The sequence below is a fragment of the Stenotrophomonas sp. 05L413 genome (assembly GCF_056397945.1).
Genome location: NZ_JBFTOL010000004.1, coordinates 248,591 through 271,286 on the forward strand (window position 1 = coordinate 248,591; position 22,696 = coordinate 271,286).

25 protein-coding genes are annotated in these 22,696 nt (G+C 66.9%); 14 read left to right on the forward strand and 11 right to left on the reverse strand.

The window, feature by feature from the left end:
* Positions 1 to 10: 10 nt before the first annotated feature.
* Positions 11 to 499: a MarR family winged helix-turn-helix transcriptional regulator gene (locus AC1DIQ_RS10395; RefSeq protein WP_088433561.1), complete on the reverse strand. Its 489-nt coding sequence runs from the start codon at positions 497 to 499 to the stop codon at positions 11 to 13.
* A gap of 172 nt (positions 500 to 671) precedes the next feature.
* On the opposite strand from AC1DIQ_RS10395, the gene hppD reads away from it, so the two are divergent.
* The gene (hppD, locus tag AC1DIQ_RS10400) at positions 672 to 1,742 is read left to right on the forward strand and encodes a 4-hydroxyphenylpyruvate dioxygenase (RefSeq protein ID WP_121041316.1); all 1,071 of its coding nucleotides are present in this window, start codon (positions 672 to 674) and stop codon (positions 1,740 to 1,742) included.
* A 106-nt stretch (positions 1,743 to 1,848) separates the two neighbouring features.
* Entirely contained in the window at positions 1,849 to 3,150 is a 1,302-nt protein-coding gene (gene hmgA / locus AC1DIQ_RS10405) for a homogentisate 1,2-dioxygenase (protein WP_478049985.1), read from the forward strand.
* A 7-nt stretch (positions 3,151 to 3,157) separates the two neighbouring features.
* Here hmgA and AC1DIQ_RS10410 read toward each other — a convergent pair whose 3' ends face one another.
* Positions 3,158 to 3,643, reverse strand: a complete 486-nt coding sequence (locus AC1DIQ_RS10410; protein WP_478049986.1) for a hypothetical protein — start codon at positions 3,641 to 3,643, stop codon at positions 3,158 to 3,160.
* A gap of 157 nt (positions 3,644 to 3,800) precedes the next feature.
* Here AC1DIQ_RS10410 and AC1DIQ_RS10415 point away from each other — a divergent pair, with 157 nt between their 5' ends.
* Positions 3,801 to 4,382 carry a hypothetical protein gene (locus AC1DIQ_RS10415; RefSeq protein WP_183073765.1) on the forward strand — a complete coding sequence of 194 codons (582 nt, stop codon included), beginning with the start codon at positions 3,801 to 3,803 and terminating at the stop codon, positions 4,380 to 4,382.
* Between the two features lie 100 nt (positions 4,383 to 4,482).
* Positions 4,483 to 5,439 carry a sodium:calcium antiporter gene (locus tag AC1DIQ_RS10420; protein ID WP_478049987.1) on the forward strand — a complete coding sequence of 319 codons (957 nt, stop codon included), beginning with the start codon at positions 4,483 to 4,485 and terminating at the stop codon, positions 5,437 to 5,439.
* 75 nt (positions 5,440 to 5,514) lie between these two features.
* On the opposite strand, the gene AC1DIQ_RS10425 is transcribed toward AC1DIQ_RS10420, so the two are convergent.
* The 8 genes from AC1DIQ_RS10425 to AC1DIQ_RS10460 all read right to left on the reverse strand — a co-directional run bounded on the left by AC1DIQ_RS10425 (position 5,515) and on the right by AC1DIQ_RS10460 (position 13,356).
* Positions 5,515 to 5,928 carry a Na+/H+ antiporter subunit G gene (locus tag AC1DIQ_RS10425; protein ID WP_121040642.1) on the reverse strand — a complete coding sequence of 138 codons (414 nt, stop codon included), beginning with the start codon at positions 5,926 to 5,928 and terminating at the stop codon, positions 5,515 to 5,517.
* The gene (locus AC1DIQ_RS10430; RefSeq protein WP_070472350.1) at positions 5,925 to 6,209 is read right to left on the reverse strand and encodes a K+/H+ antiporter subunit F; all 285 of its coding nucleotides are present in this window, start codon (positions 6,207 to 6,209) and stop codon (positions 5,925 to 5,927) included. Before AC1DIQ_RS10430 ends, AC1DIQ_RS10425 begins: the two co-directional genes overlap by 4 nt.
* Positions 6,206 to 6,712 (reverse strand): Na+/H+ antiporter subunit E, encoded by a 507-nt coding sequence (locus tag AC1DIQ_RS10435; RefSeq protein ID WP_123729954.1) that lies wholly within the window; start codon positions 6,710 to 6,712, stop codon positions 6,206 to 6,208. The genes AC1DIQ_RS10430 and AC1DIQ_RS10435 overlap by 4 nt, the downstream gene beginning before the upstream one ends.
* Positions 6,709 to 8,244, reverse strand: a complete 1,536-nt coding sequence (locus AC1DIQ_RS10440; RefSeq protein WP_123729955.1) for a monovalent cation/H+ antiporter subunit D — start codon at positions 8,242 to 8,244, stop codon at positions 6,709 to 6,711. Before AC1DIQ_RS10440 ends, AC1DIQ_RS10435 begins: the two co-directional genes overlap by 4 nt.
* Complete coding sequence (locus AC1DIQ_RS10445) at positions 8,241 to 8,624, reverse strand: Na+/H+ antiporter subunit C (RefSeq protein WP_019185295.1); 384 nt, start codon at positions 8,622 to 8,624, stop codon at positions 8,241 to 8,243. The genes AC1DIQ_RS10440 and AC1DIQ_RS10445 overlap by 4 nt, the downstream gene beginning before the upstream one ends.
* Positions 8,624 to 11,452: a monovalent cation/H+ antiporter subunit A gene (locus AC1DIQ_RS10450; protein WP_121040634.1), complete on the reverse strand. Its 2,829-nt coding sequence runs from the start codon at positions 11,450 to 11,452 to the stop codon at positions 8,624 to 8,626. The genes AC1DIQ_RS10445 and AC1DIQ_RS10450 overlap by 1 nt, the downstream gene beginning before the upstream one ends.
* Positions 11,453 to 11,811: 359 nt before the next feature.
* A complete protein-coding gene (locus tag AC1DIQ_RS10455) occupies positions 11,812 to 12,294 on the reverse strand; it encodes an Mpo1 family 2-hydroxy fatty acid dioxygenase (protein ID WP_121040632.1) in 483 nt (160 codons plus the stop codon).
* 135 nt (positions 12,295 to 12,429) lie between these two features.
* The gene (locus AC1DIQ_RS10460; protein ID WP_019185298.1) at positions 12,430 to 13,356 is read right to left on the reverse strand and encodes a phosphoribosylaminoimidazolesuccinocarboxamide synthase; all 927 of its coding nucleotides are present in this window, start codon (positions 13,354 to 13,356) and stop codon (positions 12,430 to 12,432) included.
* A gap of 143 nt (positions 13,357 to 13,499) precedes the next feature.
* On the opposite strand from AC1DIQ_RS10460, the gene AC1DIQ_RS10465 reads away from it, so the two are divergent.
* The 10 genes from AC1DIQ_RS10465 to AC1DIQ_RS10510 all read left to right on the forward strand — a co-directional run bounded on the left by AC1DIQ_RS10465 (position 13,500) and on the right by AC1DIQ_RS10510 (position 21,884).
* The gene (locus AC1DIQ_RS10465) at positions 13,500 to 13,829 is read left to right on the forward strand and encodes a J domain-containing protein (protein ID WP_478050108.1); all 330 of its coding nucleotides are present in this window, start codon (positions 13,500 to 13,502) and stop codon (positions 13,827 to 13,829) included.
* Positions 13,830 to 13,871: 42 nt separating this feature from the next.
* Positions 13,872 to 14,549, forward strand: coding sequence for a ribulose-phosphate 3-epimerase (rpe, locus tag AC1DIQ_RS10470; RefSeq protein ID WP_478049988.1), 678 nt, complete (start codon positions 13,872 to 13,874; stop codon positions 14,547 to 14,549).
* Positions 14,550 to 14,561: 12 nt separating this feature from the next.
* Positions 14,562 to 15,044: an N-acetyltransferase family protein gene (locus tag AC1DIQ_RS10475; protein ID WP_478049989.1), complete on the forward strand. Its 483-nt coding sequence runs from the start codon at positions 14,562 to 14,564 to the stop codon at positions 15,042 to 15,044.
* Positions 15,045 to 15,236: 192 nt separating this feature from the next.
* On the forward strand, positions 15,237 to 16,169 hold the full coding sequence (gene yegS / locus AC1DIQ_RS10480) for a lipid kinase YegS (RefSeq protein WP_282263867.1): 933 nt from the start codon (positions 15,237 to 15,239) through the stop codon (positions 16,167 to 16,169).
* A 167-nt stretch (positions 16,170 to 16,336) separates the two neighbouring features.
* Positions 16,337 to 17,812, forward strand: a complete 1,476-nt coding sequence (gene trpE / locus AC1DIQ_RS10485) for an anthranilate synthase component I (RefSeq protein ID WP_152150913.1) — start codon at positions 16,337 to 16,339, stop codon at positions 17,810 to 17,812.
* Positions 17,813 to 17,872: 60 nt separating this feature from the next.
* Positions 17,873 to 18,661 (forward strand): SIMPL domain-containing protein, encoded by a 789-nt coding sequence (locus AC1DIQ_RS10490; RefSeq protein ID WP_121040621.1) that lies wholly within the window; start codon positions 17,873 to 17,875, stop codon positions 18,659 to 18,661.
* A gap of 2 nt (positions 18,662 to 18,663) precedes the next feature.
* Positions 18,664 to 19,242: an anthranilate synthase component II gene (locus tag AC1DIQ_RS10495; RefSeq protein WP_121040619.1), complete on the forward strand. Its 579-nt coding sequence runs from the start codon at positions 18,664 to 18,666 to the stop codon at positions 19,240 to 19,242.
* A 32-nt stretch (positions 19,243 to 19,274) separates the two neighbouring features.
* Positions 19,275 to 20,312 carry an anthranilate phosphoribosyltransferase gene (gene trpD / locus AC1DIQ_RS10500; RefSeq protein WP_121040617.1) on the forward strand — a complete coding sequence of 346 codons (1,038 nt, stop codon included), beginning with the start codon at positions 19,275 to 19,277 and terminating at the stop codon, positions 20,310 to 20,312.
* 64 nt (positions 20,313 to 20,376) lie between these two features.
* A complete protein-coding gene (trpC, locus tag AC1DIQ_RS10505) occupies positions 20,377 to 21,171 on the forward strand; it encodes an indole-3-glycerol phosphate synthase TrpC (RefSeq protein ID WP_152150916.1) in 795 nt (264 codons plus the stop codon).
* Positions 21,168 to 21,884, forward strand: a complete 717-nt coding sequence (locus AC1DIQ_RS10510; protein ID WP_282263863.1) for a haloacid dehalogenase-like hydrolase — start codon at positions 21,168 to 21,170, stop codon at positions 21,882 to 21,884. Before trpC ends, AC1DIQ_RS10510 begins: the two co-directional genes overlap by 4 nt.
* Positions 21,885 to 21,933: 49 nt before the next feature.
* On the opposite strand, the gene AC1DIQ_RS10515 is transcribed toward AC1DIQ_RS10510, so the two are convergent.
* The gene (locus AC1DIQ_RS10515) at positions 21,934 to 22,695 is read right to left on the reverse strand and encodes a sulfite exporter TauE/SafE family protein (protein ID WP_121040611.1); all 762 of its coding nucleotides are present in this window, start codon (positions 22,693 to 22,695) and stop codon (positions 21,934 to 21,936) included.
* Between the last annotated feature and the right edge of the window lies 1 nt (position 22,696).

Below are 22,696 nucleotides of genomic sequence, written 5' to 3' on the forward strand. Positions count from 1 at the left end.
CGGTCGCTGGCTACTCGTCCATCCGCTGCAGGCCTTCCCCGGCCAGGCGCAGGATCAGCGTCTCCAGCATCTGTTCTTCGTCCTCGCTGAGCACGGACATCAGCTTGCGGGTGATGTCGATCACCAGCGGCGCGATGGTCTCGTACACCTCGAATCCGGCCGCCGACAGCGCCAGCACCGAGCGGCGGCGGTCATCGCCATGGGTTTCACGCTTGATGAAGCCCCGTTCGAGCAGTCTGGCCACGGCGCGGCTGACCGCGACCTTGTCCATCGCGGTGCGATCGGACACCTCGCTGGCCGACGAGCCCGGATACAACGCCAGGACCGTGATCACCCGCCACTCGGGGATCGCCAGGCCATAACGGTCGCCGTACAGCTTGGCGATGTTGCCGCTGACGCGGTTGGACAGAACGCTCAGCCGGTACGGCAGGAACTGCTCCAGATCGAGCAGGGCGTGCGATGCGCGGATGCTGTGACTGCTGGGATCGGGCGGGCTCATGCTGCGGTGCACCTTGATGGTGGTTTCATGTGAAACTATAACCTACGTTCCGGACTCCGCATTCTCGCGGGTCTGCCTTCCTACCGCACCTGGTTTTTTCCGATGCGGACTGCTTTGGAGCCACAGCATGACCAGCCAAACGAGCACCGCGTCCTTCGCACCCGATCCGGGCATGCAGGTCACCACCTTCGAAAACCCGATGGGCATCGATGGTTTCGAGTTCGTCGAGTTCGCCGCCCCGGCCGGCCGTGGCGCGGAACTGCACGACTATTTCCGCAAGATGGGCTTCACCGCCGTGCTGCGCCACAAGCAGCGTGCGATCACGGTCTATCGCCAGGGCGACGTGAATTTCCTGGTCAACGAAGAGCCGGATTCGTTCGCCTCGGACTTCGCCGAGAAGCACGGCCCGTGCGCCTGCGGTTTCGCCATCCGCTTCAAGAAGCCGGGCGATGAGGTCTACCAGATGGCCCTGGGCAACGGTGCCGAAGCGATCGACTTCAAGCCCGAGACCCGCGCCGTCGCCGCCCCGATCATCAAGGGCATCGGCGACTGCATGCTGTACCTGGTCGACCGTTACGGCGCCAACGGCAGCATGTTCGATACCGATTACGCGCCGATCGAGGGTGTGGACCCGCGCCCGAAGGGCTTCGGGCTGACCTTCATCGACCACCTGACGCACAACCTGTACTTCGGCAACATGCAGCAGTGGTCGGATTACTACGAGCGCCTGTTCAACTTCCGCGAGATCCGCTACTTCGACATCAAGGGCCTCAAGACCGGCCTGGTGTCCAAGGCGATGACCGCCCCGGACGGCATCGTGCGCATCCCGCTCAACGAATCCTCCGATCCGAAGAGCCAGATCAACGAATACCTCGACGCTTACAAGGGCGAGGGCATCCAGCACATCGCCTGCTTTACCGAGAGCATCTACGACACCGTGGAGGCGATGCGCGCCCAGGGCGTGGAGTTCCTGGATACGCCGGACACGTATTTCGATGTGATCGACATGCGCGTGCCCAACCACGGTGAAGACGTGGCCCGACTGGCGAAGAACAAGATCCTGATCGATGCCGACCCGGAGACCAAGCAGCGCAAACTGCTGCAGATCTTCACCACCAACTGCATCGGCCCGATCTTCTTCGAGATCATCCAGCGCAAAGGCAACGAAGGCTTCGGCGAAGGCAACTTCACCGCGCTGTTCGAAAGCATCGAGCGCGACCAGATGAAGCGCGGCGTGCTGTAAGGCACTCGGCCGCCACCCGCGTTACGCTTCAACGGTGGCATCCGCGCCCGCGCGGGTGCCATCGGCCGTATTCCCTTGCCATCCACGCCCCCGGCGGAGCAGGACCATGAACAACCCGATGTCATCGCGCGGCTATCAGACCGGTTTCGGCAACGAGTTCGCCACCGAGGCGGTGCCGGGTGCACTGCCGGTGGGGCAGAACTCGCCGCAGCGTGTCGCCCATGGTCTGTATGCCGAACAGCTGTCCGGCACCGCGTTCACCGCGCCGCGCGGGAGCAACCGCCGCAGCTGGGTGTACCGCATCCGCCCCGCGGTGACCCACGGCGAGTTCACCCCCTTTAGCCAGCCGCACCTGCACGGCGACGTCGCGCAGGGCGCGGTCTCGCCCAACCAGTTGCGCTGGGATCCGTTGCCGCTGCCCAGCACGCCCACGGATTTCATCGAGGGGCTGTACACGATGGGGGGCAACGGTTCGCCCGACGCCCACCATGGCGTGGGCATCCACCTGTATGCCGCCAACCGCGACATGCAGGGCCGCTATTTCTACAACGCCGATGGCGAGCTGCTGATCGTCCCGCAGCTGGGCCGCCTGCGCCTGCTCACCGAAATGGGCGTGATCGAGATCGAACCGCAGCAGATCGCGGTGATTCCACGCGGTGTGCGCTTCCGTGTCGAACTGCCCGACGGCGACGCACGCGGCTACGTCTGTGAGAACTTCGGCGCGCTGCTGAAGCTGCCCGACCTTGGCCCGATCGGGTCCAACGGTCTGGCCAATCCGCGTGACTTCGAAACGCCGCATGCCGCGTTCGAGAACATCGACGGCGCGTTCGAACTGATTGCCAAATTCGCGGGCCAGCTGTGGCGCGCGGATATCGATCATTCGCCGCTGGACGTGGTCGCCTGGCACGGCAACTACGCGCCGTACCGCTACGATCTGCGCCGCTTCAACACGATCGGCTCGATCAGCCACGATCATCCCGATCCCTCGATCTTCCTCGTGCTGCATTCGCCCAGCGACACGCCGGGCACCAGCAACATGGACTTCGCGATCTTCCCGCCGCGCTGGCTGGTCGCGCAGAACACGTTCCGCCCGCCGTGGTTCCACCGCAATATCGCCAGCGAATTCATGGGCCTGATCCACGGTGCCTATGATGCGAAGGCCGAAGGCTTCGTGCCCGGCGGTGCCTCGCTGCACAACTGCATGAGCGGCCATGGCCCGGATGCGGCGACCTTCGAGAAGGCCTCCGCGGCCGACCTGAGCAGGCCGGACGTGATCAAGGACACCATGGCCTTCATGTTCGAAACCCGCGGCGTGATCCGCCCCACCGCACAGGCGATGGACGCGGCGCATCGCCAGCGCGGGTACCAGCACTGCTGGCAGGGATTGAAGGCGAATTTCTCGGGCTGACGCAGGCTCAAACCAGCGCGATCTGGAAGCGCTCGGCGTGTTCCTTCGGCAGCACCTCCAGCAACCGCTGCCGCACCCGCTCGGCATAGCCGGTGGAGGTCAGGCCTGGCAGCGCGTCGGATGCGGTCTGCAGCGCCGCCATGACCGCGTCGTCGCTGCGGGCCTGCTGCAGGGTGTGGAACAGGGCTGCCGCCTGCGGATGACGCTGCAGTTCCAGGATGTCCAGCAGATAGATGCGGGCGGCCACCAGCGAGCGGCGGCGTTCGGTCACGGGCACCGGCACCGCGGTCGGTGTCACCGCACTCAACACCAGATACCCGCTCTGGATCAGCTGGATCACCATCGCCGGGGTTTCCGGGCCCACCAGCTGGCCGAGCTGCACCAGGTCGCGCTGGCCGTCGCACAGGATCAACAGCCGGCGCTGGCGCATGTCCAGGGGCGCGCGGTGGGCCTGCAGGGCGGTGCGGGCGAGGTCGGTCTTCTGCGGTTGCATGGGGGCGGGGTCGATGCGGTGCAGGCCGAGCCTGAACGCGGCAGGTGAAACGCGGATGACAGCGACACTGTGCATGCCGCCCACACGGCGCTCGCGCTAGGCTGCGCCCATTCACCGGGAGGATGCAGGCATGAGACAGCTGGGAAGCGTGATGGCAGTGGGGATGGTGCTGGCCTTGGCCGCGTGCGAGCGCACGCCGGAGACGCCGTCGGCCGATGCCGAGGCGGCCGTGCCTGCACCGGCGGCGGACACCGCGCCGGCAGCGCCTGCCACGGCGGCCCCGGGCACGGTGACGCAGGGTCCGGCACGGCTGGATGGCTACGGCCCGGTGGCGCTGGGCAGCACCTTGGACGAGGTCCGGGCAGCCTGGAAGACACCCCTGCAGGGCGACGTCCCTGACGATTACTGCCATGCGCTGCGGCCGGAAGGCGCGCAGGCCGAAGACGTGATCTTCATGATCGAAGGCAAGCGACTGGTGCGCTATGACGTGCGCAACGACCGCATCGTCGCCCCCGGTGGCGGCAAGGTCGGCATGTCGCTCGGCCAGCTGCAGACGCTGTACCCGGATCGCGGCGACCTGACCCCGCACAAGTACGACGAGCAGGGCCACAACCTGCGTGTGCGCCCGGCGACCGAGGGCGGTGCGTTGGTCAACTTCGAGATCAACGGCGATGGCAATGTGACCGCCTGGCGGGTCGGCAAGACCCCGCAGGTCGATTACGTGGAAGGCTGCTCCTGAGCCACCGGCACCGCGCCGGCCACAGGGCCGGGGCGGGCCTTCACTGTTTGGCGTGGGCTGGCCCTAGAATCGGCCCACATCTGTCACCGGGGAACACCAGATGATCGCTGCCACTGTTTGGTTCGTGCTGGGCCTGGTGCTGTTGGCACTGGGCGGCGACTCCATCGTCCGGGCCGCCTCGGGTCTGGCCCAGCGCTTCGGCGCGTCGCCGTTCCTGGCCGGGCTGCTGCTGGTGGCCTTCGGCACCTCGCTGCCGGAGCTGGTGGTCAACGCCCGTGCCTTCGTGGTCGGCGCGGAAGAACTCGCGCTGGGCAATGCGGTGGGCAGCAATATCGTCAACGTCGGCCTGACCCTGGGCCTGGCGGCGCTCGCTGCGCCGCTGCTGGTCCGTGCGCGGCTGCTCTCGCCCTTGCTGGTGTGTCTTGCCGCCGCCAGTGCGCTGCTGATCCTGTTCGGCCTGGATGGCGTGATCGCGCGCTGGGAAGGGGCCGTGCTGCTGCTCGCCTTTGTCGGCCTGCTGGTGTTCCTGCTGCGCCGCGCGCGGCTGGAAGTGGAGCCGGTGCGTGAGGGCATCGCCGGCTACGCCATGACCCGCACGGGACTGTTCCTCAACCTCCTGCGGCTGCTGTTCGCGGCGGTGTGCCTGTATTTCGGCGCGCGCTGGATCGTGCAGGCCGCGCCGCTGTTTGGCGCCGGGCTGGGCTGGTCACCGTTGCTGGTCGGCCTGCTGCCGGTGGCGATCGGCACGGCCTTGCCCGAAGTGGCTGCGGCGATCGCGGCGGCACGCCGTGGCCAGGGCGACATGGTGCTGGGCCACGTGATCGGCTCGAGCCTGTTCAACCTGCTGGTGGTGGTCGGCGGCATGGCCGCATTGCGCCCGCTGGCGCTGCCCGGATCGTTCGTGAAACTGGAGCTGCCGGCGGCGATCGCCTTCGTGCTGGTGCTCTACCCGATGCTGCGCGGTGACCTGACCATCAGCCGGCGCGAAGGCGCGGTGCTGGTGGTGGCGTTCCTGGGGTGGGTGGCACTGGAACTGGCGCTGGTCTGGGGCGGCTGAACGTCGCACTACGGAGCGCCGGCCGTGGGTCGGCTGCCCTCCGGCAGGATGCCTGCAGCCGACCAGCGGTCGGCTCTACTGGCTGTCCCGGGAAACGGGGGCCTTGGCACCCTCGGTGTCGCCCGGATGGCGCGGCTCCGGCGGCGGCAACTGTTCTTCCTTGGCGGTCTTGTGGCCCGGCAGGTCCGGCCGGGTTTCCATCAGCAGCGACAACGCGGCCTTGGCCATCATGTGCGCACTGATCGGTGCGGTGATGAACAGGAACACGGTGATCAGCAGCTCACGCGGCTGCGGGTCTTCGCCGAGGAAGATGTGATAACAGACCGAGCCGACCAGCACGCAGCCCACGCCCAGCGTGCTGGCCTTGGTCGGTGCGTGCAGGCGCTTGAAGAAGGTGGAGAGCTTCACCAGGCCGAGCGCGCCGACCAGGATGAAGAAGCAGCCGAACAGCAGCAGGATCGACAGCACGATCTGGATGAAGGTGATCATTCGACGATGTCCCGGCGCAGCACGAACTTGCTCAGCACCACCGTGCTGCCGAAGCCGAGCATGGCGATGATCAGCGCGGCTTCGAAATACACCGCCGAGTTGAGGTACATGCCGAACAACATGAGTTCAGCGATGGCCGTCACCGACAAGGTGTCCAGCGCAAGGATGCGATCGGGCACGGTGGGGCCGCGCAGCAGGCGCCAGGTGGCCAGCAGCATGGCCAGGCCGACCACGTGCATGCACACCACCATCGTGGTCTGGATGAACATGTATCCGGTCATGGGAAAATCTCCATCAGCGGGGCTTCGTAGCGGGATTTGATCTGCCGGATCAGTTCATCCGGATCATCCAGATGCAGCACGTGCACCAGCAGATACCTGCGGTCGTCGGACAAGGCGGCCGAGACCGTGCCCGGGGTCAACGTGATCATGCTGGTGAGCGCGGCGATGCCGTGGATGTTGGCGATATCCAGCGGCAGCCAGATGAAACCGGGGTGGATGCGGCGCTCCGGCCCCAGCACCTGGATCGCCACCCGGATGTTGGAGATCAGGATGTCCCACAGGGTCACGAACAACAGTTTGGGGAGGGGCTTGAGCGAGCCGATCCGCGCGAACTCGCGGTCCAGCCGGGCGGCGAACAGCGGCACCACCACGCCCAGGATCATGCCAAGCACGAACTGGCCCAGGGTGAAGCTGTCGGACATCAACAGCCAGAACGCCACCACCATCACGCTCAGCGAGGGCGAGGGCAGAATGCGCTTGTACAGGGAAGGCTTGCGCGTCATGGCTGGCGGATCTCCGGCGTGGTGGCGCGCAGTTCACCCACATAGTCCTGGGGCTGCAGCAACTGGGTGGCCATCGCATCGGTGTGCTGCATCAGCGGGCCGGCGAACACGCTCATCGCGATGCCATAGCTGAGCAGCAGCGCGGCGGCGAACAATTCCACGGTGCGCGTCGGCGCCTTGCGCGGCTTGGGTGCGCCTTCTTCGACCACCGGCACGCGCCAGAACAGGCGGATGCCGCCACGGGTCAGGCCGACGATGACCATCAGGCTGCTGCCCAGCACCGCGGCCCACACCGCCCAGGTGTACTGCGCCGGCATGCCGGCCAGCAGCGCAGCCTTGGCCAGGAAGCCGGACAACGGCGGCAGGCCCGCGACCGACACCGCACCGATCAGGAACAGCACCGCCGGCGTTTCCTTGCCCGGCATCGGCGCGATGACTTCCTTGCGATCGCTGGCACCGCCGCGGCGGCGGCGGATCAGATCGGCAATGAGGAACAGCGCGGCGGCCACGAAGGTGCTGTGCGGCAGGTAGTAGAGGCCGGCCGAGAGCACTTCGGGCGTACGCACCGAGAACGCGATGAACAGCGTCGCCGCCGAGACCACCACCAGGTAGGAGATCAGCACGCGCAGGCGTGCCGCAGCGAGCACGCCCAGGCCGCCCAGCACGAGGGTGGCCACACCGGCCCAGAGCAGCCACTGGCTGCCGTAGCCGGCCATCGGGCCGGCACCCTCGCCGAACCACAGGGTGCTGACCCGCAGCACCGCGTACAGGCCGACCTTGGTCATGATCGCGAACAGCGCGGCCACCGCGGCCGGCGCACGCGCATACGCTTCGGGCAACCACAGGTACAGCGGCATCAGCGCGGCCTTGCTGCAGAACACCAGCAGCAACAGCCCCATGGTCGCCTTGACCAGGGTCAGGTGGGAGGCCGGCACTTCAGCGATGCGCTGCGACAGTTCGGCCATGTTGAGCGAGCCCAGCGAGGCGTACAGCAGGCCGAGTGCGATCAGGAACAGGGTGGAGGCGGTGACGTTGAACACCACGTAGTGCAGGCCGATGCGCATGCGCAGGCCGCGCCCGCCGCTGAGCAGCAGGCCGTAGGAGGCGATCAGCATCACCTCGAAGAACACGAACAGATTGAAGATATCGCCGGTCAGGAACGCGCCGTTGAGGCCGACCAGCTGGAACTGGAACAAGGCATGGAAGTGCGGCGCGCGGCGGTCCCAGCCCGAGCAGGCGTGCAGCAGGCAAGGGATGGCCAGCAGCAGTGTGGTCACCAGCATCCATGCCGAGAGGCGGTCGGCCACCAGCGCGATGCCCAGCCGCGAGGGCCAGTCACCCAGCAGGTACACCGCGATGCTGCCATCAGCGGTCTGCGCGAACAGCAGCGCGACGGCTGCGGCGAGCGCGGTCAGCGTGGTCCACGCCACCGTGCGCTGCACCTTCGGCCCGTAGCGGCGATGCTCGACGAACAGCGAGCAGGCCGCGCCGAACAGCGGAATCAGGATGGGCAGGATCACCGCATGGTTCATGCGCCGCCCTCCCGGCCCGGCGCGGTATCGGCGGGAAGCTCTTCTTCTTCGTGCGCGTCCACGTGGTCGCTGTGGTTGTCGCTGCGGCTGCGCATCGCCAGCACGATGCTGACCGCCGTCATCGCGAACGCGATCACGATGGCGGTCAGCACCAGCGCCTGCGGCAGCGGATCGGTGTAGTTGCCCAGATCGCTGTCGATGCCCTCACGCAGCACCGGCGCCTTGCCCTGCACCAGCCGGCCGCCGGCAAAGATCAGCAGGTTGGTCGCATACGACAGGAAGGTCATGCCGAGGATCACATCGAAGCTGCGCGCGCGCAGCAACAGGTAGATGCCGATCGCGCTCAGCACGCCGATGGCGCTTGCCAGAGCCAGTTCCATCAGTGCATCTCCCCGGTTTTTGCCGAACGGCGGTTGGGATCGATTTCGCCTTTACGGGCATTGCGGGTGCGCGAGGGCTTGATCGTGCCCATCATCGAGAGCATCAGCATCACGCCACCAAATACCACCAGGTACACGCCGGTATCGAAGCCGATCGCGCTGGCCAGCGGTACCTCGCCGATCAGCGGAATGTGCAGGTCCAGATGGCCGCTGGTCAGGAACGGCACGCCGAACAGCATCGACGCGCAGCCACTGAGGATGGCGATCAGCAGGCCGGCACCGATGCAGCGGATGTAATCGAAGCCGAAGCGCGATTCCACCGAGGTGGTGCCCTGGATGACGTACTGGATCAGCAGCGGCACGGCCAGCACCAGGCCGGCGATGAAGCCGCCGCCGGGCGCGTTGTGGCCGCGCAGGAACAGGAAGATCGAGACGGTCAGGGTCAGCGGGAACATGATCTGGGCCAGATCGGCCGGCACCGGCAGCTTGATCGGCGGGCCGGGCATGATCTGTTCCGGCGCCATCCGCGAGCGGCGCAGCATGGCGTGCACCACCAGCGCGGCGATGCCGAACACGGTGATTTCACCGAAGGTATCAAAGCCACGGAAGTCGACCAGGATCACGTTGACCACGTTCTGCCCATAGGCTTCCGGCAGCGCACGCGCCAGCAGTTCGCCGGCCATGGTGTTGGGCGGCAACGTCATGGCGGTGTAGGCCATCGCGGCCAGGCCGCCACCGGCGACGATCGCGATCACCGCATCGCGCCGCTTGCGCCAGACCGACTTCTCCGGTGGCGACTGGATCGGCAGGTAGTTCATGCCCAGCAGCATCAGCACCAGGGTGACCATCTCCACCAGCAGCTGGGTCAGGGCCAGATCGGGCGCGGAGAGGAACACGAAGGTCAGCGAGACCATCAGGCCGACGCCGCCGACCACCAGCACCGCCAGCAGGCGCTGCCGGTAGACAAACAGTGCGCCCAGCGCGCAGGCCATCATCACCAGCCACAGCGCCCAGCCCAGCAGTGGGATCGGCTGCGGCGAGGGCCAGTTGGGCGAGGCCGGGTTGGCCACGAACGGTGCCACGGCGACGATGATCGCCACCACCACCAGCGCCATCAGCATGCGCTGCAGGCTGCCGTTGGCCAGGCCCTGGGTGAGGCGGTGGGCGAAGCCGAACACCAGGTCCAGCTGCTTGTGGAAAATATTGCGGCCGATGCTGCGACTGACCACCGCATGCAGGTTGATCAGGCGGCGCAGGCCGAAGTACAGCGCGATACCGCCGATCACGCCGGCGATGCTCATCATCAACGGGGTGTTGAACCCGTGCCAGACCGAGAGGCTGTAGGCCGGCATCGCCGCGCCCAGGATCGAGGAGGCGGCCGCATGCAGCACCGGGGCGATGGTGATCGCCGGGGCGACGCCGACGGCCACGCAGACCACGACCAGGATCTCCACGGGCACCTTCATGAAGCGCGGCGGCTCATGTGGGACGCGGTCCAGATCGTGTGGGCCGTTGCCGAAGAAGGTGTCGTGCACGAAGCGCAGGCTGTAGGCCACGCCGAACACGCCGGCCAGCAGCGCGGCGATCGACATCACCACGCGCATGGTTTCCGGGCCGCCCGCGGTCAGCGCTTCGGCGAACAGCATTTCCTTGGACAGGAAGCCGTTGAGCAGCGGAATACCGGCCATCGCCAGCGAGGCGATGATCGCCAGCGCGCTGGTGATCGGCATCAACCGCCGCAACCCGCCCAGCTTGCGCATGTCACGGGTGCCGGTCTCATGGTCGATGATGCCGGCGGCCATGAACAGCGAGGCCTTGAAGGTGGCGTGGTTGAGGATGTGGAACACGCCGGCCACCACCGCCATCGGCGTGGACAGGCCGAACAGCATGGTGATCAGGCCCAGATGGGAGATCGTCGAATAGGCCAGCAGGCCTTTGAGGTCATGCTGGAAGATCGCGTTCCAGGCGCCGATCAGCAGGGTGATCGCCCCGATGCCGCTGACCGTATAGAAGAACAGATCGGTGCCGGCCAGCGCCGGGTGCAACCGCGCCAGCAGGAACACGCCGGCTTTGACCATCGTCGCCGAATGCAGGTAGGCCGAGACGGGCGTCGGCGCGGCCATCGCGTGCGGCAGCCAGAAGTGGAACGGGAACTGGGCGCTCTTGGTGAAGATGCCGGCCAGGACGAGGAACAGGGCATACGGGTACAGCGAACTGGCGCGGATCAGATCGCCGGCGGCGAGCACCGCATCCAGCTCGAAGCTACCCACGATGCGGCCGATCAGCAGCACGCCGCCGAGCAGCGCCAGCCCGCCGCCGCCGGTGACCACCAGGGCCATCCGGGCGCCCTCGCGGGCATCCTGGCGGTGCGACCAGAAGCCGATCAGCAGGAACGAGCTGATGCTGGTCATTTCCCAGAACACCATCAACAGCAACAGGTTGCCCGAGAGCACCATGCCCAGCATGGCGCCCATGAACAGCAGCAGGTAGCAGTAGAAGCGGTGGGCGCTGTCGCGGGCACTGAGGTAGTAGTGGGCGTACATCACCACCAATGCGCCGATCGCCAGCACCATCCCGGCGAACATCCAGGCCAGGCCATCCAGGCGCAGCGAGAAGGCCAGGCCGATCTGCGGTATCCACTCCCCGTAACTGCGGACGATCCCGCCGTCCATGACGGCCGGGGTCATCGTCGCCAACAGCGCCAGTCCTCCCAGCGGAGCGGCCGCGGCTACCCAGGCGGCCGTGGAGCGGGAGGTGCGGCGGAATGAAGCGACGGCCACTGCCATCAGGAAGGGCAGGGCGAGCAGCAGGAGCAGACTAGGATTCATGCAGGGAATGCGGGATTCACGAGCAGGTCGTTCAGTCTAACAGGCAGGCAATTGCTGCCGATACACCCGAATACGCCCTCAATTGCATGTAACGTGCGCTGATTCATTTTTTCAGGGCGGCGCGCGGTCCCATTCGGGCGCGTCGGCGGCCGTATGGAGACCCGCTGGCGACTTTGCCGACTGTGGCCTCCCGGCGCCCGTCGAAACGGGTCTGGAACCAGTCGTCGCAGGGCCTGCGGGACCGCATGGATGTGCACGAAGATGAACGGTGACCGTCGCTCGAAAGGTCACTGGGCACGATGCTGGACGGTCCGGCGTGGAGTGCCGGTGAGCGCGCCCGCTCGTTCAGGAAAAACCGGTCAGTAGCGCCAGTCCATCCGGCGGTAGAGCTTGGCCAGCACCCACAGCGGGCCGATCAGCAGGTAGACCAGATCGGTCAGGAAGCTCGGCTTGCGGCCTTCATGCTTGTGGCCGATGAACTGCGCGACCCAGGCCACGGCGAAGACGCCCAGGGCCAGCCAGAACAGGTTCACCAGGCCGATTTCGGCTTCCAGCAGCCGGCAGACGCAGCCGCTGACGAAGAAGAACGCCAGCATGCCGTAGCCCAGCGTGCGCGACAGGCGGTTGTAGAAGCACCAGGCGGCGAACATCGCCAGGCCGGCCCAGATCCCGTTCTGGAACCAGGTGATCAGCGGCGGCAGGCACCACAGCAGGGCAATCACCGACCATGCGATCGCCGGGACGGCCACGACGTGGATGCGCTGGTTCAGCGCATTGCGGTGGTCGTCGGAATAACTGGCGAAATAGCGGTCGATCGGGCGTGCGACGGTGGTGGTGGCCATGTTCCCTCCCAGGATCTGCAGAGCATACCGCCGGCAGAGCCGACCGTTGGTCGGCTGCCTTCCATCGGCTGCCCGACATGGCCGCGGCATCGGAGACCGCGTTCCCCGGCGCAGGGCCGGGGAACGCCGTGCCGGTCAGTCGACCGAGATGCCGGCCAGGCGCTGCAGCGCCTCGGCGTACTTGGCGCGGGTGCGCTCGATGATCTCGGCCGGGATGCTCGGGCCCGGGGCGGTCTTGCCCCAGTCCAGCGTCTCCAGGTAGTCGCGGACGAACTGCTTGTCGTAGCTCGGCGGGCTGGTGCCCACCTCGTACTCGTCGGCCGGCCAGTAGCGCGAGGAATCCGGGGTCAGCATCTCGTCCATGATGTACAGACGGCCATCGGCATCGGTACCGAACTCGAACTTGGTGTCGGCCAGGATGATGCCGCGCTCGCGGGCGTAATCGGCGGCGAAGGCATAGATGCGCAGGGTGGCATCGCGCACGCGCTCGGCCAGGTCCGCACCCACCGCCTTAACCATCGCATCGAAATCGATGTTCTCGTCATGGTCGCCGACGGCGGCCTTGGTCGAGGGGGTGAAGATCGGTTCGGGCAGCTGTTCGGCCTGGCGCAGGCCATCCGGCAGCTCGATGCCGCTGATCTTGCCGGTGCGCTGGTAGTCCTTCCAGCCGCTGCCGATCAGGTAGCCGCGGGCGATCGCCTCGACCGGAACCGGCTTGAGCTTGCGGGTGACCACCGCGCGCTTGGCGTACAGGGCCGGATCGACACCTTCGGGCAGCACGCTGGCGACATCGATGCCGGTCAGGTGGTTGGGCATCAGGTGCGCGGTCTTGGCGAACCAGAAGTTCGAGACCTGGCAGAGCATCTCGCCCTTGCCGGGGATCGGATCGGGGAGCACCACGTCGAAGGCTGACAGACGGTCGGTGGCGACCATCAGCAGGTAGTCCCCCGGCGGAGTGCCGGCGGGGAGCCGGTCGCGCGGAATGTCGAAAACATCACGCACCTTGCCGCGATGGCGCAAGGGCAGGCCGGGGAGATCGGATTGCAACAACGTGGTCGGCACGGGCACTCCTGAGGCTTCGTCATGACAGCTGTCCAGGGGACCCGGAGGGCCCGCACAGACAGCGGGCGGCCTAGTGTAAAGCGGGTTGGGCCCGCTGTGACGTAAAATGAGGATCCTTTGTCGCCTTGGCTGCCCAGACCACCATGCGCTGGTACGGAAAACTGCTCGGATTCATCGCTGGCGCCCTGCTGTGCAGGCCCAATCCGCTGTTCGGGGCCGCGTTCGGGCTGTTGCTGGGGCATGCCTTCGATGCCGACTGGTTCCGGCTGAACAGGGAAAACCCCTACCGCGAGCTGGGGCTGACCTCCGAGGCGACCGATGCCGAGATCGACCTGGCCTACCGCCGGCTGATGTCCCAGTACCACCCGGACAAGGTGGTCGGCGCTGCCCCGGAGCTGCGCCAGCAGGCCGAGCGCAAGTCGCGCCAGCTCAATGCCGCCTACGACCGCATCAAGATCCTGCGCAAGCGCTGATTCCGCGCGGCGCCCCCTTTCAACCTCCTGAAGGCCCCGGCCATGTCCAACTGCATCATTGCTCCCTCCATTCTGTCCGCCGATTTCGCCCGCTTGGGCGAGGAAGTGGACAACGTGCTCGCGGCCGGTGCCGACTGGGTGCATTTCGATGTGATGGACAACCATTACGTGCCGAACCTGACCATCGGCCCGCTGGTCTGCCAGGCGCTGCGCAAGCACGGCGTGACCGCGCCGATCGACGTGCATCTGATGGTGGAGCCGGTGGACCGCATCATTCCGGATTTCGCCGAGGCCGGCGCGACGTACATCAGCTTCCATCCGGAGGCGAGCCGCCACGTGCACCGCACGATCCAGCTGATCCGTTCGCTGGGCTGCAAGCCAGGCGTCGTGCTCAATCCGGCCACGCCGGTGGACATCCTGGACTGGGTGCTCGATGACCTGGACCTGGTGCTGGTGATGTCGGTCAATCCGGGCTTCGGCGGCCAGGCGTTCATTCCCTCGGCGCTGGACAAGGTGCGCGCGATCCGCCAGAAGATCGATGCCCGCGGCAAGGACATCCGCCTGGAGATCGACGGTGGCGTGAAGGCCGACAACATCGGCGCCATCGCGGCGGCCGGTGCGGATGCGTTCGTGGCCGGCTCGGCGATCTTCAATGCGAAGACCAGCTACCAGGACATCATCGCGCAGATGCGCGGCAACGTCGCCGCGGCGCGGGGCTGAGCCATGGGCTCGGTGGCTGCCGTGACCATCCGCGTGGCCACCGCCGAGGATGCGGGGCTGATCCTGCGCTTCATCCGCGAGTTGGCGATCTACGAGAGGGCCGAGTCGTCGGTGCAGACCGACGAAGCGGGCATCCGCGCGAGCCTGTTCGGATCGGCGGCGAAGGCGCACGCGCTGATCTGCGAAGCCGACGGCGTGGCGATCGGGTATGCGGTGTATTTCTACAACTACTCGACGTGGCTGGGCCGTAACGGGATCTATCTGGAAGATCTGTACGTCAGCCCGGAAAAGCGCGGCAGCGGTGCCGGCAAGGCGCTGCTGCAGCACATCGCGCGCATCGCCGTGGCCGAAAACTGCGGTCGTTTCGAGTGGTCGGTGCTGGACTGGAATGCACCGGCGATCCAGTTCTACCAAGCCGCCGGCGCGAAGCCGCAGAGCGAGTGGACGGTATACCGGATGGAAGGTGAGGCGTTGCGGGTGTTTGCCGCAGGCTGAGCTGTCCTCAAAAAAAAGACCGCACCATTGCTGATGCGGCCCTGGGAATAGCGGGAGGCTGATCCTGCCTCCATCCATCTTCCTTGCTATGGCCTTCCATTCTCCGGGCCCGTGGTGACGCTTTGATGACGTTCACCGGCGGCCACGCCGTCCGCTGCTAGCCTTCGCTTCCCCACTCCCTGGAAGTACCGCATGAGCCGTCCCCATTGGCGTTTGATCCTCAACGGCAAGGCCACCGGCAATGAGGATGTGCGCGAGGCGGTGGCCGCGCTGCGTGAGCGCGGGGTGCAGCTGGAGGTGCGGGTGACCTGGGAATCGGGCGATGCCGAGCGCTATGTGGCCGAAGCCATCGCGCATGGGGTCGACACGATCATCGCGGCCGGCGGCGACGGCACCCTCAGTGAGGTGGCCGAGACACTGGCCCACCGGGAAGAGGGGGCCGATGCATTGCCGTCGCTGGGGCTGCTGCCGCTGGGCACGGCCAATGATTTCGCCACCGCGGCGGAGATTCCCGATGCACCGCTGGCGGCGCTGGAGCTGATCACGCACGCCCCGGCACGCCCGGTCGACCTGCTGCGCATCGATGCCGATGGCAAGGTGTGGTGGTGCGCGAACGTGGCCAGTGGCGGTTTCGGCACCGAGGTCACGGTGGAGACCGATGAGGGCTTGAAGAAGGTGCTCGGTGGGCTGGCCTACCTGGTCACGGGGGTATCGCGGCTGGGGCGGATCGATCCGATCCAGGCACGTGTCCGGGCGCCGGGGTTCGAATGGGCCGGTGGTTTCATCGCACTCGGCGTGGGCAATGGCCGTCAGGCCGGCGGCGGGCAGGTGCTGTGCCCGGAAGCGTTGATCGACGATGGTCTGCTCGATATCACGGTGATTCCCGAGTTGAGCGGGGAGGTCGCCTCCACCTTTGCCGCGTTGGTCAAGGGTGGCAAGCGCGGCGCGCTGGAGCAGGTGGCCGAGCGTGTGCAGGCGCCGTGGGTGGAGATCGAGGCCGACGTGCCGCTGACCCTCAATCTGGATGGCGAGCCGGTCCAGGCCCGGCACTTCCGCATCGACTGCGTGCCGGGCCGGGTCAACCTGCATGTGGCGCTGGACAGCCCGCTGCTGTCGCGGGGCTGATGCCATGGGCGGCGCCGGGTTCCATCCGGTGCCGTCAATGCGGTACAGTCGCCGGGTGTCCATTCTGACGACCCCGCATACCCTTTCTTCCGCTCGCCGTTGGTGGCGATGGTGGCCTGTTGCCGTCGTCCGTCCCGCCACCGCCGTTTCCCGGAAGGAAAGTCGTCTTGATTACGCTCGAGCAGTTCCAGCAGCAGGCCGCTGAAGGCCACACCCGCATCCCCGTCGTCCGTGAAGTGCTGTCCGACCTGGACACGCCGCTGTCGGTCTATCTGAAGCTCGCCGACGGCCCGCATACCTATCTGTTTGAATCGGTCGAGGGCGGCGAACGCTTCGGGCGCTATTCCATCATCGGCCTGCCGGCACGCCGGGTGTATGCCTTCCACGGCCATACCCTGACCATCAGCGAGTCCGGCGCCGTGGTGGAAACCCGCGAGGTCGCCGATCCGTTCACCGAGGTGGAGGCGCTGCGCAGCGCCCACTCGGTGCCCAAGCTGGCGGGTCTGCCGGGCTTCACCGGTGGCCTGGTCGGCTGGTTCGGCTTCGAGTGCATCGGTTACATCGAACCTCGCCTGGCACCGCCGCGTGGCCGCGACGAGCTGGGCACGCCGGACATCCTGCTGCTGCACTCCGAAGAACTGGCGGTGTTCGACAATCTCAAGGGCCGCCTGTACCTGATCGTGCATGCCGACCCGGGCCAGCCCGGTGCATGGGAGGACGCCCAGGCCAAGCTGGATGCGCTGGTCGCCAAGCTGCGCGCCCCCGGCGCCGGCTACCCCGCGCCGATCACCCGCGATGTGCTGGACGAGAACGATTTCGTCTCCGGCTTCACCCGCGAAGGCTTCATCGCCGCGGTCGACAAATCCAAGGAATACATCCGCGCCGGCGACATCTTCCAGGTAGTGCTGAGCCAGCGCCTGAGCGTGCCGTTCAAGGCGCGCCCGGTGGATGTGTACCGCGCGCTGCGTGCGCTCAATCCCTCGCCGTACATGTATTTCCTCGATACCGGCGACGTGCAGGTGGTCGGCTCCTCGCCGGAGATCCTGGTGCGGCTGCAGGACGGGGAGGTCACCGTGCGTCCGATCGCCGGCACCCGCCCGCGCGGCGCCACGGTGGAAGAAGACAACGCACTGGAAGTTGAGCTGCTGGCCGATCCCAAGGAGCGTGCCGAGCATCTGATGCTGATCGATCTCGGCCGCAACGATGCCGGCCGCGTGTCCAAGGCGGGCACGGTGGAAGTGGGCGAGCAGTTCGTGATCGAACGCTACAGCCACGTCATGCACATCGTCAGCGAAGTCACCGGGCAACTGCAGCCGGGCCTGAGTTATGCCGACGTGCTGCGCGCGACGTTCCCGGCCGGCACCGTCAGCGGTGCGCCGAAGATCCGCGCGCTGGAAGTGATCCGCGAGCTGGAACCGATCAAGCGCAACGTCTACGCCGGCAGCATCGGCTACATCGGCTGGCATGGCGATGCCGACACCGCCATCGCGATCCGCACCGCGGTGATCAAGGACGGCCGCCTGCACGTGCAGGCCGGTGCCGGCATCGTCTACGACTCGGACCCGGGCAAGGAATGGGACGAGACGATGAACAAGGGCCGCGCGCTGTTCCGTGCCGTGGCGCAGGCTGCCAAGGGCCTGTGAGTTTCCCGCGCCGTGGCCTGGCCGCGGCTCCCTTTGCACCCTTCTGACAAGGAATACCGCATGAAGCTGCTGAGCGCATTGCTGTTGTCGTCGACGTTGGCCGTGGTGGCCGGGTCCGCATGGGCGCAGGCCAATACCCTTCCCTCGCAGCCCCATCTGCTGGTCAAGGGCAGTGCCACCCGCACGGTGATGCCGGACCGCTTCACGGTCAAGGTGGCGCTGGAATCGATCGACATGCAGACCGACACCGCCCGCGCCCGCGTACAGGCCAACGCCGAGCGGGTGCTGCAGCTGTTTGCCCAGCATGGCGCCATCGACGGCAGCGTGCTCGCCGCCAACCTGAGCATCGCGCCATCTACGCGCTATCGCAACGATGAGGAGGTGTTCAACGGCACCGCCGCCCGGCGCGACCTGAAGGCCGAGTTCCCGGACGCGCAGGCGCTGAAAGCCTTCCTGGGCGAACTGAAGGCCAGCCGCGAGGTCCAGGTCAGTACCGCTGAACCCACGTATTCGGGTGAAAGCCGCCTGCGTGGCGACCTGAAGGCCGAGGCCGCCGCGCAGACGCGCGAATCGGCCAAGGGCCTGGCTGGCGCCTACGGCACGAAGATCACCGGTCTGTACAGCATTTCCGACGTCGCGCCGAACTTCGCTTATGGCGTGCAGGCCGGCACCTGGGGCACGCCCGGCCGGGATGGCTTCGGCTACGGCGGAGAAAGCGCAACGCTGGACAAGGTGGCTGTGACCGGATCGCGCTATCGCGCGTCGTCGGGCGGCGAACTGCTCACCGCCGCGCCCATTACGTACACCGAGAACGTGTACGCCATTTTCCTCATTCAAGACGGACCCTGACCATGTTGTTGATGCTCGACAACTACGACAGCTTCACCTACAACCTCGTGCAGTACCTGCAGACGCTGGGCGCCGAGGTGAAGGTGGTGCGCAACGACGCGTTGAGCGTCGATGAAATCGCCGCGCTCGCGCCCGAGCGCATCGTGATCTCGCCTGGCCCGTGCACGCCCAACGAAGCGGGGGTGTCGCTGGAGCTGATCCGTCGGCTTGGCCCGACCACGCCGATCCTGGGCGTGTGCCTGGGCCACCAGAGCATCGGCCAGGTGTACGGCGGCGATGTGATCCGCGCGGGCAACATCATGCACGGCAAGACCTCGCCGATCCGCCATGAAGGCAGGGGCGTGTTCGCCGGCCTGCCGGACCGCTACCAGGCCACGCGCTACCACTCGCTGGTGGTGGACAAGACCACGCTGCCGGCGTGCCTGGAAATGACCGCCTGGACGGAGAACGCGGACGGCTCGATCGAAGAGATCATGGGCCTGCGCCATCGCGAACATCCGGTCGAGGGCGTGCAGTTCCACCCCGAGTCGATCCTCACCGAGCATGGCCACGCCCTGCTGAAGAACTTCCTGCAGCGCTGAGCGCGCCGCACCTGCATCACAAAGGACCCCGCATGACCTTCTCCCCCCAGGAAGCCCTGCAGCGCACCATCGAGCACCGCGAAATCTTCTTCGACGAAATGGTCGACCTGATGCGGCAGATCATGCGCGGTGAAGTCTCGCCGGTGATGACCGCCGCGATCCTGACCGGCCTGCGGGTCAAGAAGGAAACCATCGGCGAAATCGCCGGTGCCGCCACCGTGATGCGCGAGCTCGCCCGCGCGGTGCCGGTGGAAGACAGAACGCATCTGGTGGATATCGTCGGCACCGGTGGCGATGGCTCGCACACCTTCAACATCTCCACCTGCGCGATGTTCGTGGTGTCCGCGGCCGGGGCCAAGGTGGCCAAGCATGGCAACCGGAGTGTCTCTTCCAAGTCCGGCAGTGCCGATGCGGTCGAGGCGCTGGGCGCGATCATCGATCTGCAGCCGGAGGACGTCGCGCGCGCGATCACCGAAACCGGCATCGGTTTCATGTTCGCGCCGATGCACCACCCGGCGATGAAGGTCGTCGCACCCGTGCGCCGCGAAATGGGCGTGCGTACGATCTTCAACATCCTTGGCCCGCTGACCAATCCGGTCGGTGCGACCAACGTGTTGATGGGCGTGTTCCATTCGGATCTGGTCGGCATCCAGGCGCGCGTGCTGCGCGAACTCGGTGCCGAACGCGCGCTGGTGGTGTGGGGCCGCGACAACATGGATGAGATCTCGCTCGGCGCCGGGACGCTGGTGGGCGAACTGCGCGACGGCAAGGTGCGCGAGTACGAGATCCATCCGGAAGATTTCGGCATCGCGATGTCGGCCAGCCGCAACCTCAAGGTGGACAGCCCGGCGGAATCCATCGCGATGCTGCGCGGTGTGCTCGACAACCAGCCCGGCCCCGCGCTGGATATCGTGGCGCTCAATGCCGGCGCCGCGCTGTACGTGGCCGGTGTCGCCGACAGCATCGCCGATGGTCTGGCCCGTGCCCGTGCGGTGCTGGCCGATGGCAGTGCGCGCTCGCGGATGGAGCAGTACGTCGCCGCCACCCGCCGCATCCGCGGGGCCGTCTGAGCCCGCGTTTTCCGAATTCAGCGGGGCTGGTCGATAATGGCCGGCCTCCAGGACCCCCAATGACATGAGCGACATCCTCGATACCATCCTGGCCCGCAAGGCCGAAGAAGTCGCCGCACGCCGGGCCCAGGTGCCGCTTGAAGCACTGATCGCGCGCGTGGAGCAGGCGCCGCCCGTACGCGGCTTCGCTGATGCGCTGCGCGCCTCGATCACCGCCGGCAACCCGGCCGTGATCGCCGAGATCAAGAAGGCCAGCCCGTCCAAGGGCGTGATCCGCCCGGACTTCCATCCGGCCGACATCGCGGTGAGCTACGAATTCGGCGGCGCCAGCTGCCTGTCGGTGCTGACCGACGTGGATTTCTTCCAGGGCAGCGACGCCTACCTGCAGCAGGCGCGTGAAGCGTGCACGCTGCCGGTGCTGCGCAAGGACTTCGTGATCGATGCCTACCAGGTGTACGAAGCGCGCGTGCTCGGCGCGGACTGCATCCTGCTGATCGTCGCCGCCCTCGACGACCGCCAACTGGCCGAGTTGTCCGACCTGGCCATGCAGCTGGGCATGGACGTGCTGGTGGAAGTGCACGACATCGACGAGCTCGAGCGCGCCATCCAGGTGCCGGTGCCGCTGATCGGCATCAACAACCGCAACCTGCGCACCTTCGAGGTGTCGCTGCAGACCACGCTGGACATGCGCCAGGCCGTGCCGCGCGACCGCCTGCTGGTCACCGAAAGCGGCATCCTCGGCCCGGCCGATGTCAGCGTGATGCGTCAGGCCGGGGTCAACGCCTTCCTGGTCGGTGAGGCCTTCATGCGCGTGGAAGAGCCCGGCGAGGGCCTGCGTCAGCTATTCTTCAGCGCATGACAGCGATCTACCCAACGCCGCGCGACGACGCCCCGCTGGTGGTCTTCGACTTCGATCACACCCTGTATGACGGCGATTCCGGCAGCCATCTGTTCGCCTGGCTGATCAAGCGCAACCCGCTGCGGCTGCTGGCCGCTCTGGTCGCCACGCCGCTGCTCGGCCCGCTGGTGGCCTTCCTGCCCACCCGCCGCCGCGGCATCTCCGGGTATGTCTGGATCGCCACGTTTGGCCTGCATCGGGCGCGCGAGTTCAACAAGGTGATCGACCGCTACGTCCTCAAGCACGAGGCCGATATCCGCCGCCGCCTGCTGCCGGTCGCGCTGGAGGTGTTCGCGCGTCACCGCGCCGCCGGCGACCGCGTGGTGGTCGCCACCGGCGCACCGCCGGAACTGGCCCGCGCGATCCTGGCCTTCGTGGCGCATCAGGGCGTGCCGGTGATCGGCAGTGAGGTCGGCCCGTTCCTGGGCGCGGTCATCGCCACCCGCCACTGCCACAACGAAGAAAAGATGCGGATGCTGCGCGAGCGCGGCTATGGCGAGATCGATGTCGCCTATTCCGACAGCAGTGCGGACCTGCCACTGCTGCTGGCGGCTACGGCGCCGGTGGTGGTCAATCCGAAGGCGTCACGGGTGGACTATTTCCGCCAGGTGCTGCCGCCGGGTACCCCGGTGCTCAACTGGGGCTGTGTCGACCGGGCCGGCGACCCGGTCTGATCCGGCGCTGAAAACACCCGGGAAGGGTTGAAAAGGTGTCGCGTCCGGCTCAGCCTGCGCGCCACTGCACGATCGCATGGCCGATCTGGAACAGGCTGATGCCGAGCACCAGCACGCCAACGGCCACCAGCACCCAGCGTTCCTTGACCTTTTTGACCAGGATCGCGGCCACCGGCGCGGCCATCATCCCGCCGATCAACAGGCCGGCCACGATGTTCAGGTACTGCACGCCCATGGTCAGCAGGAACGTGATCGACACCGCCAGGGTCACCACGAACTCGGCGGCATTGACCGTGCCGATGGTGGTGCGCGCCTGGCCGCCGCGGGCGAGCAGGGTGGAGGTCGCCACCGGGCCCCAGCCGCCACCGCCACTGGCATCCAGCAGGCCGGCCACGAAGCCCAGCAGCGGGACGCGCTTCACTTCCTGGGCCGGCAGCATCCGGCCGGCCGCACGCAGCAGGATGAAGATCGCCAGCACCAGCAGATACATATAGATGAAGGGGCGGATCACGTCGCCAGGCAGCTGGGTCAGCACGTAGGCGCCAACCACCCCGCCGACGGCGCCGGGCAACGCCAGGCGCAGGAACAACCGGCGGTCCACATTGCCCGCGACCAGATGCGAGACCCCGGAGGCCCCGGTGGTGAAGACCTCCGCGGTATGGATGCTGGCGCTGACCGCGGCGGGCGGCAGGCCCATGCTGAGCAGCACCGAAGAGGACACCAGCCCGAAGGCCATGCCCAGCGCGCCATCGATCAGCTGCGCGCCGAGGCCGATCAGGATGAACCAATAGAATTCGCTGCCAAGCTCCATG